This is a genomic window from Streptomyces sp. NBC_01214 (genome assembly GCF_026340975.1).
GTDB lineage: Bacteria > Actinomycetota > Actinomycetes > Streptomycetales > Streptomycetaceae > Streptomyces.
This window is the reverse complement of sequence record NZ_JAPEOS010000001.1, coordinates 37171-50867: the sequence shown is the minus strand read 5'-3', so window position 1 is coordinate 50867 and position 13697 is coordinate 37171. Positions and strand designations below refer to the sequence as shown.

At 69.1% G+C, this 13697-nt stretch carries 14 protein-coding genes; 6 read left to right on the top strand and 8 right to left on the bottom strand.

Annotation, left to right across the window (positions count from 1 at the left end; genetic code table 11):
- Positions 1–40 precede the first annotated feature (40 nt).
- Positions 41–637: an ATP-binding protein gene (locus OG594_RS00230; RefSeq protein WP_266594495.1), complete on the bottom strand. Its 597-nt coding sequence runs from the start codon at positions 635–637 to the stop codon at positions 41–43.
- Between the two features lie 265 nt (positions 638–902).
- On the opposite strand from OG594_RS00230, the gene OG594_RS00225 reads away from it, so the two are divergent.
- The 3 genes from OG594_RS00225 to OG594_RS00215 are packed head-to-tail and all read left to right on the top strand — an operon-like array spanning position 903 to position 3527.
- The gene (locus OG594_RS00225; RefSeq protein ID WP_266594494.1) at positions 903–2270 is read left to right on the top strand and encodes a hypothetical protein; all 1368 of its coding nucleotides are present in this window, start codon (positions 903–905) and stop codon (positions 2268–2270) included.
- Positions 2267–3106, top strand: a complete 840-nt coding sequence (locus OG594_RS00220) for an NAD(P)-dependent oxidoreductase (RefSeq protein ID WP_266594493.1) — start codon at positions 2267–2269, stop codon at positions 3104–3106. The genes OG594_RS00225 and OG594_RS00220 overlap by 4 nt, the downstream gene beginning before the upstream one ends.
- Positions 3099–3527 carry an NUDIX hydrolase gene (locus OG594_RS00215; RefSeq protein WP_266594492.1) on the top strand — a complete coding sequence of 143 codons (429 nt, stop codon included), beginning with the start codon at positions 3099–3101 and terminating at the stop codon, positions 3525–3527. The genes OG594_RS00220 and OG594_RS00215 overlap by 8 nt, the downstream gene beginning before the upstream one ends.
- Positions 3528–3538: 11 nt before the next feature.
- Here the strand turns inward: OG594_RS00215 and OG594_RS00210 are convergent, their stop codons facing one another.
- The 7 genes from OG594_RS00210 to OG594_RS00180 all read right to left on the bottom strand — a co-directional run bounded on the left by OG594_RS00210 (position 3539) and on the right by OG594_RS00180 (position 10720).
- Positions 3539–4051: a hypothetical protein gene (locus OG594_RS00210; RefSeq protein WP_266594491.1), complete on the bottom strand. Its 513-nt coding sequence runs from the start codon at positions 4049–4051 to the stop codon at positions 3539–3541.
- Between the two features lie 567 nt (positions 4052–4618).
- Positions 4619–4951, bottom strand: coding sequence for a hypothetical protein (locus tag OG594_RS00205; RefSeq protein WP_266594490.1), 333 nt, complete (start codon positions 4949–4951; stop codon positions 4619–4621).
- Positions 4952–5221: 270 nt separating this feature from the next.
- Complete coding sequence (locus OG594_RS00200; protein WP_266594489.1) at positions 5222–6922, bottom strand: mobilization protein; 1701 nt, start codon at positions 6920–6922, stop codon at positions 5222–5224.
- Entirely contained in the window at positions 6919–7479 is a 561-nt protein-coding gene (locus tag OG594_RS00195) for a MobC family plasmid mobilization relaxosome protein (RefSeq protein WP_266594488.1), read from the bottom strand. Before OG594_RS00195 ends, OG594_RS00200 begins: the two co-directional genes overlap by 4 nt.
- A gap of 333 nt (positions 7480–7812) precedes the next feature.
- Positions 7813–9105: a hypothetical protein gene (locus tag OG594_RS00190; protein WP_266594487.1), complete on the bottom strand. Its 1293-nt coding sequence runs from the start codon at positions 9103–9105 to the stop codon at positions 7813–7815.
- A 167-nt stretch (positions 9106–9272) separates the two neighbouring features.
- A complete protein-coding gene (locus OG594_RS00185; protein WP_266594486.1) occupies positions 9273–9671 on the bottom strand; it encodes a hypothetical protein in 399 nt (132 codons plus the stop codon).
- Positions 9672–9880: 209 nt separating this feature from the next.
- Positions 9881–10720, bottom strand: a complete 840-nt coding sequence (locus tag OG594_RS00180) for a helix-turn-helix domain-containing protein (RefSeq protein WP_266594485.1) — start codon at positions 10718–10720, stop codon at positions 9881–9883.
- A gap of 588 nt (positions 10721–11308) precedes the next feature.
- On the opposite strand from OG594_RS00180, the gene OG594_RS00175 reads away from it, so the two are divergent.
- From OG594_RS00175 to OG594_RS00165, 3 genes are all read left to right on the top strand, one after another.
- Positions 11309–11560 carry a helix-turn-helix domain-containing protein gene (locus OG594_RS00175; RefSeq protein ID WP_266594484.1) on the top strand — a complete coding sequence of 84 codons (252 nt, stop codon included), beginning with the start codon at positions 11309–11311 and terminating at the stop codon, positions 11558–11560.
- A 143-nt stretch (positions 11561–11703) separates the two neighbouring features.
- Positions 11704–12027 carry a DNA-binding protein gene (locus OG594_RS00170; RefSeq protein WP_266602487.1) on the top strand — a complete coding sequence of 108 codons (324 nt, stop codon included), beginning with the start codon at positions 11704–11706 and terminating at the stop codon, positions 12025–12027.
- Between the two features lie 51 nt (positions 12028–12078).
- A complete protein-coding gene (locus OG594_RS00165) occupies positions 12079–13587 on the top strand; it encodes a LacI family DNA-binding transcriptional regulator (protein ID WP_266594483.1) in 1509 nt (502 codons plus the stop codon).
- Positions 13588–13697 lie beyond the last annotated feature (110 nt).

Below are 13697 nucleotides of genomic sequence, written 5' to 3'. Positions count from 1 at the left end.
ACGAGTCTAGGCCCCCAACTTGCCTTCGGATCAGCGTTATTCAGTCGATGCGTCGGTCCGCAACGGGCCTGCTCGCGGCTCGAGATCCGGTCCGACGCCCGGCCCTCGTTCGGGTGTGCGATGGCGAGCCCGCTGCCGGTACGCGAACCCTCGTTGCCGCCCGATCAGCCATTTCGCGGGCATGGCCAGATGGGAGACGCCGATCACGACGGCTGCCCTGATCCGCCCTTTGATCACCCACGCTGCTGGGCAGATTGAACTCCGCCCAGCAGCGCTTGCCCGTCGCCGTCAGATCGGCACCGTGGCGGTCGGCGATCACTGATACAAGGTGCAGACCGCGCCCGGACTCGGCGCACTCGCTCAAGGGCTCGGGCCGCGGCAGGACCTTTGCGACGTCGTGCACCTCGACCACGAGCACCGGCCCCTCCTGGTAGACGCTGACGGTGACAGGCCCCGACCCGGTGTGGCGCACGGCGTTGGTGATCAGCTCGCCGGCCGCCAGCTCGATTCCGTCCAGTGCCTCCTCGTCGAGCCGTATGCCCCAGGAACGGATGCCGGCGACGACGCGGTGTCGTGCCTCCTGGGCGGCGGCTGGCGAGTGAGTGACGGTGAACGCGAGCTGGTGGTGCGCTGCCATGAGCGGGCCTCCTGGGCTGCCTGACTTGCGTAACCACGGCGGATACTCGGCCTCGCAGGGCCGCTGTCTTGCCGGGGCGAAGACGAAGTGTTCCCGGCGGCTCCCGCCTGAACGAGGCCCTGAGCAACGCCGAACGCCGCCCTTTCGTGCCTAACCGATGTCTATTCGCTGTCCGCCTGGAATTTCTGGACAACAGATCTGCGATCGACGGCTGTTGATGTCTAGCGTGGAGACCGGACAAGGACCCCGGCATGAGGGAGCGGCTGTGGAGCCATCAGGACCGACCCTCTTCCAGACCCTGATCAACCAGCGGGGCTGGCAGGACTACCAGGTCTTCAAGCGGCGCTACGAGCAGGCGGCCAAGCAGTTAGCCGAGCTGGAGGGGCCACCCTCGATCGCGACCGCGACGATCGAGAAGCGCCAGTTCTTCCGGTACGCGCACGGCGAGGTCCGGACCCCGCAGACCGTTTCCCGCCGCGTCCTGGAGTTCATGTTCCCGGGCATCCCGGCCGCCCGACTCCTCGGGCCCACGGAGTCCAAGCCGGGGGCCTCGCCCCACCACACAGCGGCTGACGACCGCGAAGCAGTAGATCCATCCGAGTACGGCCTTGAAGACGTGGTCATGGCGGCGGCGAATGAGTCGGCGCAGTTCGCGGCCAGGGCAGAGAGCAGCAACGTGGGACCGCACACGCTGGAGCAGCTGGAAGCTGACATTCGCCGCCTCGTCATTACGTACCCCAACCGGCCCGTCGGGCCCCTGTTCCGCGAGGTTCGCGCCCTGCGCGACCGCGCGTTCGAACTCCTCGAAGGTCGTCAGCCACCGCGGTACACCTCCGACCTCTACGTGGGCGCCGGTGTCCTGTGCGGCGTACTGGCGAACGCCAGCTTTGACCTGGGCCGCTACGACGCGGCCGAGACACAGGCACGCACCGCCTTCCTGTTCGGCGAGCTCGCCGGCCACAACGGACTGCGCTCCTGGGTACGCGGCCTCCAGGCACTCATCGCGTACTGGGACGGACGTCCGGTAGATGCCGTACGCCTCGCCGACTCCGGAAGCGCGTTCACCCCCGAATCCGGCACGGCGCAGATCCGGCTGGAGAGCATCAAGGCACGCGCCTACGGCCAGCTCAACCGGGGCAGCGATGCTCTGGCCTCCCTGAGCGCCGCCGACCGCCTGCGCGAGCGTCTCGTCGAAGGCGACGAACTGCCCGGCGGAATGATGGCCTTCCCCGCTGAGAAGCAACTGTTCTACTCCAGCAGCACGCACCTCTGGCTTGCCGGTACCCAGAACCTCAGCGACGCCGAGGCCCGCGCCGACGAAGCGGTGGAGATGTTCCAGTCCGCACCGCCGGAGCAGCAGCGCCTCGGCGAGATGTCCCTGGCCCGCATGGACCTGGCCATGGCGCGGCTGGGCCGAGGAGACATCGACGGGGCCGCGACGCAGATCCACGCTGTCCTCGGGGTCAGTGCCCGGCGCCGCACCGAGAGCGTCGACCGCCGCATCGGCCACTTCAGCCGTCAGCTCGCGCTGCACCCCGGGGCCGGATCACCTGCCGCGATCGGCCTCCGTGAGGTGATCATTGCTCATCAGGAACGCATGCCCGCTCAGCTCCCGCCAGGAGGCAGCCAGTGACGACCGTGACCCTCTTGCACCCCGGCGCCATGGGCGCGGCCGTCGCCGCCCAGGCCGTCAAGGCAGGCCACGAGGTGCTGTGGGCGCCAGAAGGCCGCAGCGACGCCACCCACCGACGCGCGAAGGAAGCTGGCGCCACCGCATGTGACTCGCTCGACGAGGCACTGGAACGCAGCGAGATCGTCCTGTCGATCTGCCCGCCGCAGGCCGCCGAGGACGTGGCGACCACGGTCGCCGACTACGCCTTCGCCGGGGTGTACGTGGACGCCAACGCGATCAACCCCCAGCGCATGCAGCGAATCGCGGAGGAGATCAGGCCGGGTGCCGTAGTCCTCGACGGTGCGATCTTCGGCCCGCCGCCCGGTGGCCAGCGGGCTGCTCGCCTCTACCTCGCCGGCGAAGCCCAGGCCGTGGACACGGTGGCGCCCGTGTTCAAGGACACCGCGTTGCACGTCCGACGCGCGAGCGGCAGCGTCGGCTCCGCCTCCGCGCTGAAGATGGCGTTCGCCAGCTACCAGAAGGCCGCCCGAACCCTCGCCGGCGTGGCCCACGCGCTTGCAGATGCTCATGGCGTGGGCGACGAGCTCACGGCCGAGGCGCAGGTGATGGCGTCCAACATCCTCGCCGACCCCGGATACCTGCCCAGCGTGGCCGCGCGAGCCTGGCGCTGGGCACCGGAGATGAAGGACATCGCTGAGACCCTCCGCGCGGCGGGTCTACCAGCAGACATGGCCGAGGCCGCGGTTGCGGTGATGTCGCGCTGGGAAGGAGACAAGGACCGATACGACCTAGGGCTCACCGACGTCTTGTCCCACCTACGGAGCCAGGGTGAGTGAGCAGCGACCAGTCCTCTCCCCGGACGAAGTCCAGCAGCAAGCCGTCGCCGCTGCCGTGGTCGTCCACGAGGGGCAGGTGCTGCTGGTGCGACGCCGCGTGGCGGAGGGACGACTCTCCTGGCAGTTCCCGGCAGGCAAGGTCGAGGCTGGTGAAACGGGGCACGCTGCCGCTGTGCGGGAGACGAAGGAGGAGACCGGCCTGGATGTAACCGCGGTGACGCTGCTAGGTGAGCGCGTCCACCCCGTCACCGGTCAGCTGATGTCATACACAGCGTGCGCGGTGGTGGGAGGAACGGCGCACGTTGCGGACGCTGACGAGATAGCCGAGGTCGCCTGGGCAACCCTTGCGGAGATCCCGCGCTACGTCCCGTACGGAATCTTCGAGCCGGTGCAACAGCACCTCGACGCCGTGATCGGGTGACCGGAGGCCTGTCAGCCCCTACCTCGCTCCGTCCGCAGGAGTTGATTCTCCTTCTCCAGCGCAGCCACGCGGCGTTCTAGATCAGCCCGAGTGCGTCTTGCCGGCGCAGGCAGCTCTGCCTTCGATGGGGTGGGTGGTTCGCCGGCGAGTCCTAGAGGCTCGAAGGCCACGATCGTCGAGGGATTCTTCCCGCATTCCGGGCAGCGAGTCTTGCGGCTGGGTTTGGCGTTCTCGCTGTGACGCGAGGTCTCGGCGATGTGCCCGCAGTAGAGCCGAACCCGCCACCGCATGATCATGTATTCCGGTGTCTTGAAGGACAGCATCAGCCTGCAGACCTCCTCCAGGTGCTCCCGCTGGCGCTCCGCCATTTCGGGGTTCGCTCGCACCTCGGCCATGTGTTCATCGACGCGTCGACTGGCAAGGTCGCAGATCCCCTCCAGCTCCTTCTGCCATTGGTGGTCACGTCGCGTGAGCTGGTAGTCCTCGAGTGGGACGCCGTGGCTCTTGTATTCGACCTCGCGCATGGGCGGCACCGTAACCGCGGAGGATGGGGCAGCAGGGGAAGAGCCTGTTCACTTTCGCCTAATGACAACACCTGCGCACGTTGGTCGGTCAACTAGTGGGGTTCGGTCAAAGCCGATCCGGTCCTCGCTTTGATTGGCCGTGCCTCCGCAAACCGCCGGGGCGCACTGTCAAGCCGCTCCCTACGGCTGCGACCTTGGCTATCGGCGGTGTTGGTGTTGCTGGCTCGCGGGAGGCCGTAGGTACCGAGGGTTGACGGCTAGCTCGTCGCCACCCTCAACGGCTCCAGCCTGCCCATCGACCGCACTCCTCGAACAGGCGAGCAGCAGGACGACTCCTCCGTCGTCCTTCCCGAATCTCTCTTTCGCACCGCGGCTACCGCTGGATCTCGGCGGGTGGAACACCGGAGGCACAGTGCGCTTGTCGGACAGGTGCGGTCGCGAGGAGATGCCCGGGGCGCAGGCGCCGATATCGCAACGAGCTCGGGTTGCACCGAGCAGTGCGGACGGCGGCTGGGAGGCTCTCCCAGCCGCCGGTCGAGGCCCCATATGGGCGTCCTAGCCTTGTGCTCAGTCGTGCGGGGGGAACCTGTCGGTTCCCGCAGCGACGATGACGCCCAATCGGTCGTACTCGATGAGGTCTTCGTCGGTCATGAGGGCGGCGAGGGTTCCGTGGTGCTTGACGGCGTACTTGAGTAGGAGCTCTGCCAGTGTGGTTGCGGCTTCCTCTGCCTCGACTTGGGCTTCGGGGTTGTGGACGTGGACGCCTGCGGCCTGGAGTTCTTCGATGGTGGCGTTACGGACGATTGCCTGTTCCTCCTCGGTGAAGAGGCGTCCGTCGAGGCGGCGGAAGACGAGGGAATCCGCTGGGCGCTTGAAGTCTGTGTCGAACAGCAGGGCCATGACGTGAGGGCGAGGGGTGACTGCGGGCATGGAGGCGCTCCCTAAGGAGGGGGGTGGGTAGGTGTATCCATGGTCTGGAGAATCCCCGGTTTGGCTGACCGGGGTTCGTCGGCTATATGTGTCGGCCCCATCTGCGAGCACGAGGGGTTCGTGCGGGTACGTCCTCTCCGCTTTCGCCCGGGTAACGGTGCACAAGTTGGCCGGTCGAGCTGCCCCTTGGGAGGGCCCATCTGGCACAGCATGGGGCGCCGAGTGGGGGCGCCTTAGAGGTCAGCGTCGTGGGCGGTTCGGCGGGGTCGCGGGCGCGGTGGGCGGCTGCGTGCCGTGTCCCGGCTGGCCGGTCCACGATGCCGTTGTGCGTCGGCGGGCTGCTTCGGCACGGGGGTTGGGGCTGGGGTTGCGGCTGGTGTGCTGGAGGCGGGTGATCAGGACGCGGGCCGGTTGGCGGGCTGTGCTTAGTTCGCGCTGGGCTGCGGCTTCCTTCAGGAGCTGGTGGGGCTGGTGGCCACCGGCTTCGGCGTCGGCCAGAAGTGCGGCGAGGGCGGCCCAGCTGGGGTCGGTGAGGATCCGGTCGGCCTGGTCGGGGACAGCGGCGCGTACGTCGTGGGCGAGGGCGCGCCGGGTTTCCTCCCTCGGCTGACGCTGTTCGAGTACGACGAGCGTGGGTGTGAGGGCTTGACCGGCGGCTGCCTGCAGGTGGTGGAGGGCTTGGCGGGCGGCGTCGGCCTGGTGGGCGTGACCCTTGGCCTCATGCCAGCGACCGGCGATGATCCCGGCCCACAGGAGGGCTGCGATGAGTGCGGCGAGGGCGCTGCCGTCGGGGCCGGTGGCGGTGTGGACGATGTCGCGGGCCGCGTTGCGGATGGCGTGGGCGGCGCGGTCTTCTGCCCGGATCTGGGAGCGCTGGGCGCGTGCGAACGCCTGCGATGCGGACTGGAGTTCGGTGTGGAGGTGAATGGGGACTTTCTGTGCGGCGGCTTCGAGGAGTTCGCCGAGGGCGGTGATGTGTGCCTGGGCGTGCGTGTCATCGGTGAGGTCGGTGCGGAAGGTGTCGAGGGCTTCGGTGGCCCTGTGCCAGGGGGTGGCGGGCTGGTTGCGGCGGGCGGTGGGGTGTTCCTCGGGCTGGCCGGCTTCGAGGCGGTCCCGGAGTTTGGGGAGGGTGAGGTCGGGGGCGATCTTCCCGCCGGGGTGGAAGATCTGTTCGCCGTCCTTGTTGAGGTCGCCGGGGCGGCCGGCGGCGTAGCCGAGGAGGTCTCCGGAGGGGCCGCGCCGGGCCTTGACCGCGATGCCGTCGGCTTCGAGGTAGGCGAGGAGTTCCTCGGCCGTGCGGGCGTGGGGGATGGCGGCGCGGATGCGGTCCTGGAGCCATTCGCGGCTCGTCTGTTCCCAGCCGAGGCGTTGGGCCTTGTGCATCTCGGCCTGGGTGGGGGCGCGGGTCCCGGTGCGGTCGCCCTTCTTGAGGCGGCGCAGGCCGTAGTCCTTCTCGATCTGTCGGCATGCGTCGCCGACGCGGATGCCGCTGTCGTGGAGCTTGGGGCGGCGGCCGTCTTCGCGGACGGTGGTGGCGAGGATGTGGATGTGGTCGTCGGCGTGGCGTACGGCGATCCAGCGGCAGGCCAGGTCGTCGCCCTCGGGGGCGATGCCGGCCGCGGCAACGATGCGCTGGGCGATCTCGCCCCACTCGGCGTCGGAGAGGTGGCGGTCCTCGGGGGCTGCGCGGACGGGGCAGTGCCAGACGTGGTCGGTGATCTTCTTGCCGAACTCGCTGTTGCGGAGGCGTACGGGTTCGTCGAGGTAGCGGGCGAGCTGGGTGAGGGTGGCGTTCTCGTCGCGGCCGGGGTCGGGCATCGCAAGCATGGCGAAGCCGGCCACGATGTGCGGGTCGGTGTGCTCGTCGTGGCGGCCCGGGCCGTAGAGGTAGGCGAGCAGACCACGGGTGTTGGCGCCGGAGGGCTTGATGGCAGCTATCACGGCTGTCGGACCTCCTGCGGATTGGCGGGTTCGCGCAGGGTCTCGGCGATCAGGGTGAGCAGGTCGTGGAGCTCGTCGAGGCGCTGGCGTATGTCGGGCGGGGTGAGGTCGCTGTTCAGGGCGCGGGCGATCTGGTTGATGTTGACGCCGATGCGGTTGCACTGGCGCAGGACCTGGGCGCGGAAGACGTGTATGCGGCGCCGGTCTTCGGACAGGGGCAGGTTGGCGGTGAACCGGCCGTTGATGAAGGCGAGGACGATGTCGGCGGCGAAGCCGGATTCGCCTTTGTAGCCGTGCTCGGCGGCGGCCTCTTGGAGGCGGGGGCGTTCGTCGTCGGTGAAGCGCAGCGGGCCGACCCGGTCGCCGCGCTTGTGGCCGGTGAAGCGGCGGATCGTGGGCTGGACGCTCTTGACCGTCGGCTCGTCGGCGGTGGGCTCGGCGTTGCGTTCGACTTGGAGGATCTCGCGCTGGACGGCGTGGAGCGTGTCCTGGCCGGGGCCGCCCTCGGACCCGACATCACGGTCCGGCGCCCCCTGGCGCTGGGCCGTCTCCGCCACCCCCGGGGCGGAGATCCCCGAAGGCCGGCCTTGAGTCGGACTCGGGGTACTACTGGCTCCCCGGTCGGTGGCTGGGGTGGGGGCTGATTGCTGCTGTGCGTGGTGGGTGGCTATGGCGGGCTGATCGTGGATGGAAGGAGCTCCTTGTGTGGAGGTGGATTAGGTGAGGTGGGCGAGCAGTTTGGCGGCAGCCGCGCCTCGCGGCGTTCGGGAGGAGGGAAGGCGGGCCGGGCTACTGCTTGCGCGGTCGGGCAAGTAGAACGACTACAGACCAGCTGGAGCCGCTGATCCGTAGTCCCCGTTCCGGTGTTTCGTGGCTGACCGGAGATCCGGTCAGTCGCTGGGAGCGCTGGTACCGCTGTCCTGTTCCGTGAGCAGCAGTGCCCTGAGCTCGGTGAGCCGGTCCTCGGCGATGGGGAGCCCGGCAGCGTGCACGGCGTCCCGCAAGACAGCTCGGGTGGGCTTTCCGTGCACTGCTATGGCCTGGCGGCCGATGACGAGCAACTCGTCCATTTCGGCGCCGGGAGGGCGACCGTAGCGTTGCGTCGTAGGACCGCCCTTCTCAGCAGACGGCTCCATGCCGTCGGGGGCAGGGATCGTTTCGTGCAGGGGCAGGTGGGGCTGCACGGATGTAGGTGGCGAGCCTTCGGGGTGAGCGTTGGGATCGGGGTGTTCCCGGGCTTCCTCCTCTTCCGTGCTGTTGTCGGTGCCCGATCGGCTGGGCGAACGCCTCGGCTCGACGGAGGGTGCGACGTTCCGGTCAGAGCTGGACTCGGTCCAGGGCGAAGGCAGCTCGATGGTCGCCAGCGCTACTGCGTGGCGGCGGGCCGCGAGCTGCTGGAGCAGGTCGCGGAGCTGGCGATCGTCGTTACCTACCGCGGCTTGGGAGACGGCCCGTGACAACCGCCGTGCGATGCGCCGGCCGCGCCACCCGCTGCGCTGCTTGGGGGTGCGCTCGGCGAGGCGTGCGGCCAGGGCGACGGCCTTTCGGGTGGCGCGGTCGCGGGTGATCTGTGCCGCGTCGCGATCGCGTTCGGCGATGCCCAGGCGGGAGAGCAGGCGTTCACGTATCTCGCGGCCGGTCCGGGCGAGGATGCTGTGGGAGGCGGCTTCCGGCTTGTGGAGGCGTAGCTCGATGCCCATGGCCTGGTGCCAGAGCAGTGCGGCCAGGACCGGGCCCACGAAGGCTCGCACGGTGCCGCCGACCAGGCCGGACTCGGCATACGCGGGGATCACCTGCACGGTGGTGATCACCCAGGTCAGGGTGCCCGGCAAGCCGGGTGCCTGCTTGGGGCCGTGGAGGTTCTGCCGTGCCAGCAGCGCCGTAGCGAACAGGGCGAACTCCGCGGCGGCGAACATGGCGGCGCGTTCGGCCGTGCCGCTCATGTCCAGGTAGTCGGCGGCGAACCGCCAGCTGGTGTCGGCGCTGTACGCGGTGCAGCCAACCGCGGCCAGCGCGGCGATGGTGACGGCGGGCGATCCAGGCTTGCGCTTGCCGCTGTCTCGGCGCTTGCGTTGCTGTACCAGCCGCCTGATCAGCAGGGCAGAGCAGGTCAGTGCGAGGGCGATGAGAGTGAGGGACGTGGTGTTCCAGTGCCCGAGTGCGGGCAGGGCGAGTGGTGTCATGCAGGGGTCTCCGGAGACCCGCCCGCGCCATGCGGGCGCGGGCGGGAGGTGTGGTGATGGCGATGAGGCGGGGAGGCGGCGCCGGAGGCGGGCGAGGCCGTTGCGACGAGACCAGGAGCACGGTGGGTGGCCGACCCAGAGGCCGGACCAGTACGTGTGGGGGCGGCTCAGCGTCTGCTGGAGCGAGCGGGACCCGAAGGGGGAGTGCCGATGCCGCCCGCCACGCCGGTGGTCGGGCGTGGCGGGGCCGAATGCCGGGTGGGAGCCGTGGCGGTGACGGCTTCGCGGCCCGCACAACCGGACCGGTAGGGCGCGAGCTGGGCGCGTACCGCTGGAGGGATTACGGATCCGACGGAGCGCAGGCGGGCCTCGACGTCGGGGTGCGGGCCGGCGGTGAGCTCGTGGAGGGTGGACGGTGCTGTCTCGCCGACCGCGACGGCGCGCCGGTTTCCGCGCAGTTCGGATAGGTATGCGGTCACGTCATCCGGATCCGCGACCGGGAGGGGATCGGTGTGCCGTGCCAGGCGGTCGCGGCGGTAGGCGTCCCACTGGCGGGCGATGTCCACCGGCAGGATCCGAAATCCGGAGGTGCGGGTGTGTGCCGTTACCGCTTCGCGGACGTCCCAGCCTTGGGCGGTGAAGGGAACGTCGGCCAGGATTTCGTGCCACTGGGCGATCTCGTCACGGGCAGTGCCGCTGTCCGTGTGGGCGGTGCGGGTGTCGAGGCGTCCGACGTAGGCGAGCAGGAGGGCGATCTCTCGGAGGTCCAGGGTAGTTATTCCGTTCCGGTAGGGGTGTCGTGGGCTTCGAGCTCGGTGAGGGCGTCGAGCAGGGCGCTGGTGTGCTGTTCGGCGCGGGTCCTTCCGGTCGCAGGACCGGTGGAGGCGCCGCCTGGCAGGGAGCGCAGGTGCGGGCGGCCAGGAGCGGGAGTGTGTTCGCGGGTGATCCACTCGCGCCAGTCGGCGGACCAGGCAGCGGCGTTGCGCGGTCCCCAGACCGCCCGGTAGTTGCGCCACTTCTCGTCAGCCGCTCGCAGGGCTTGCTCGCCGAGCCGGTCGAGGTGGCCTTGTTGCCGCAGCCACGTCTCGGTGGCGTCGTCGATGTGCCACTGGGCGGCGGGGATGAGCGGGGAGCTGCTGCTCTTACTACCGTTCATCTTTAGTTCTCTACTGTTCTGGGGGTCGGATTCCGGCCCCCGGCCGGGCTGGAATCCGGTCCCCCCAGGGTTTGGATTCCGGTCCCCGGGGCCAGTTTCCGGCCCCTCTGCAAGTGGCTTCGACGGGCTGGATTCCGGCCCGGTGGGGGCCGGATCCCGGTCCCTCGCTGTGGCCTGCTCGGCGAGGAACCGAGCCGCGTCGGGGAGGTGGTAGTACCTCTCGCCGCGAGGGCCCTTGCGATCCTCGATCCACGCCAGCTCGCCGCTGGCGATCAGTTTGTCGAGGGCCTCCCGCACGGCGCTGCGGGAGGCGTTTGCCCGCTTCATGAGGGCGGGGACCGAGGCGTACGCGATGCAGCGGCCATCGACGCATCGGTCGGCGATCAGCACGAGGATCATGCGGGCGGTTCCCTTGCTGCGGCTGTGGTCCCACACCCATGCGCGGGCGTCGTGACTCATCGGGTGGCGGCTCCTTGGTAAGGGCGGGCAGGGGGTAGCCCGCTTCGGGTGGGGGAGGGGAGGGTGCGGTTTGACGGTTGCGGCCTGCGGGCGTGCGGTGCTGGCAGCTTCGCTGCCCGGCCTTGGAGTGCCGGGGCTTGCCGTGTCCCCCGGGGTCAGCGTTCGGGGGTGCATGGACAAGACAGCCACATTGGTTCGCGTAAGTCCAGCATTCCACCGAGAAAGCAAACAGCTCGCGGCGAACATGTCCTTGTGGGTGTGTAAAAACGGTAAACCCGAATCCCCGGTTGACCAAATAGCTTGGGGAATTGGTGGGACGAATAGGGCAAGTCGCAACGCCTCGGCAATGATTCCGCCGCACCCCGCCTGATCTCTCCAGGCGTGGCATCTGTGCAGGTTGGAAGGGTGCGACGTACGGCCAGCTCTCCAGTCGGAGGACCTGACAGTCCATCATTTGGTCAACCGGGGATCCGCTGCTATGTTTCGCAATTTTTCGGCGGCAGGGTACGGAACCTGACAACAAAGCGGGGGAATGTAGCAGCAGATCCCCGGTTGCCCAAACCGGGGATCCAGAGTTACAAAATATGCATGCCTCCAACACCTCTAGAAATCGGTCCGGCCGGGAAAAGGGTTGCCTCCGCCATCGAGCGAGCCCGCACTGCCCGCGGTGTCGCCCAGTGCCAGCTGGCAGCCCGTGCCACCGCGCTGGGCCAGCCCATGACCGTCACGACGATTTCCCGCATCGAACGCCGACGCCGCCGCTGCGACGTCGATGACCTCGTCGCCATCGCCGCCGCCCTCGGCGTCTCCCCGCTCGTCCTACTCCACGGGGCCCCATAGCGAGCCGTGCCGGCGTCCACCCCCTCACGCCGCAGACGCTCAGCGACGTTCGCGCCAGAGCCTCGCCGTCGCGTGACCGAACCTCCAACCCGCTACACACCAGAGAAGGACCACCTTTGCCCGAAGAGGCCAGCTTGCTCGCTCTGCCCCGTCTGTTCCGCCCCGAGGAGATCGCTGCCGCTCTTGGCTGCTCTGCCTGGTGGGTCAAGGATCGGGCCCGCCGACGCCTCATTCCGTTCACGTACGTCGGTGGCGCGTACCGGTTCACTGCGAACCACCTCGCCGACATCGTCCGCCTTCACGAGCAGCGCCCCGCCCGTGCCACCCCAAGGCACTCCGCTGATGCGCTCCCCCGGCCGAAGGCCGCCGTGGCTCCCCGGAAGCCCGACCCGACTGTGTCCGCTCCGCGGTTGATGGCCCGGCCTCCGCGACGGGCGCTCAAGTCCCAGTACGGCAGCGCCGCGTAACCGCTGCGAGAAGGACCCACACCACACAGTCATCGCAACCAGAGGAGAACCGTGGGATACGGCGAAAGGCGCGCCGGCTACTGGCGGGGCCGGTACAAGATCGAGGACGGCAAGTACGGCACAGTCGCCGACCCGACCGGCACGGTGGTCAAGTTCGCCACCAAGCGGGAGGCCAAGCAGGCGGCCGACGAGGAAGAGGCCAAGGTCCGGCGTGGCAGCTGGCGTGACCCGTCGCTAGGTCAGGAGACGTTCGGCGAGTACGCCAGCCGCTGGTACGACGACCAGGACCTGGCCGCCTCCACCATGCAGAACTACCGGCGCCACATCGAGGAGCACCTGCTCCCCGCCTTCGAGGACAAGGCACTTGCCGCGATACTGCGCAGGGACGTCGACGCCTGGGAGAAGAGCGAGAAAGCCGCGTACGCGGCCTCCAGCGTCAAAACCTGGCGCTCGACGCTCCACCTGATCTTCGAGGACGCGATCGATGAGGGTCTGATCTCTGCCAACCCGGCGGCCAGGCGTCGTGGCCGAGGCAAGCGCGCCGGCCGTTCGCGGGACCGAGGACCGGAGAAGGTCATCACCGATGCCCTCGGCGTCTTGTTGACCGCCGAGCGGGCTGCCCTTCTCTCCGGCCGTGATGACGAGTTCGTCGCTGTGGTGCACAAGGGGTACACCGGCATGCGCTGGGCCGAGATCGTCGGGCTGGAGACGGAGTTCGTCCGCCGCGATTCCGTGCGGGTCGAGTGGCAGCTGTACGAGCTGGACAACGGCGAGTTCGTGCGTTGCCCGCCCAAGGACGACAGTTACCGCACCATCGACACGATGGACTGGTTGTCCGCCCTGGTCGCCGACCACGTCGCCCGTACGAAGCCGCGGTCCTGCCCTTGTCACGGCAGGACCTACGTCTATCGCGGGCTTGGGACAGCCCGCACCGGTGGCCATCACGGTGCGAAGCTGGTTGACGTGGCTCGTCACGCGGGCGTCTCCACCGGCACGGTCTCCAACGTTTTCAACCATCCGGACCGAGTCCGCGAAGAGACCCGTATCCGCGTCGAGCTCGCCATTGCTGAGCTCGGATTCATCCGCAACGGACCGGCATCCAGTGACCCAGCCGCCCACTGGCGCCGCAACGGCTTCGCGACCTGGCTCTTTCGGCCGGCTGCTGACGGCTGGTACCCACGGAAGGCTCCGCAGGAGGCTCGCCCGGTTCCGATCGTCGGCGAACCCTGGCCAGGCATCCCAGTCCGGGGACGAAACTCCCAGGGCCGCGCCGACGCGTGCTGGCTGCCCATTGCCAAGGGGCTCACCCCACACGGCCTGCGTCACACCCACCGGACCGTGATGGAAGACCTCGGCACGGAGAAGGTGCTCATGGACGAGCGCATGGGCCACCTCGACGGCTCGGTCTCCGCCCGCTATGCCCACGTGACCCCGGGTATGCGCCGACGCCTCACGCTTGGCCTCACCGACCAGTGGGAGGCATCCCTCGAAGCCCGTCGGGCGATGAGCCCGAGGTCACCGGTTGCCGTCCTCGACCAGCTGCTGGTGGCTAAGGCCTGACTGGGGTGCCCGGCCGGGACGAGTTGGGCCCCGTCCTCACCCGGTGACCGGGTCCGATGGGTCCTGCCCTCCGGCCGCCGGTGCTCGCTCGACGATGTCGGACAGTGGGC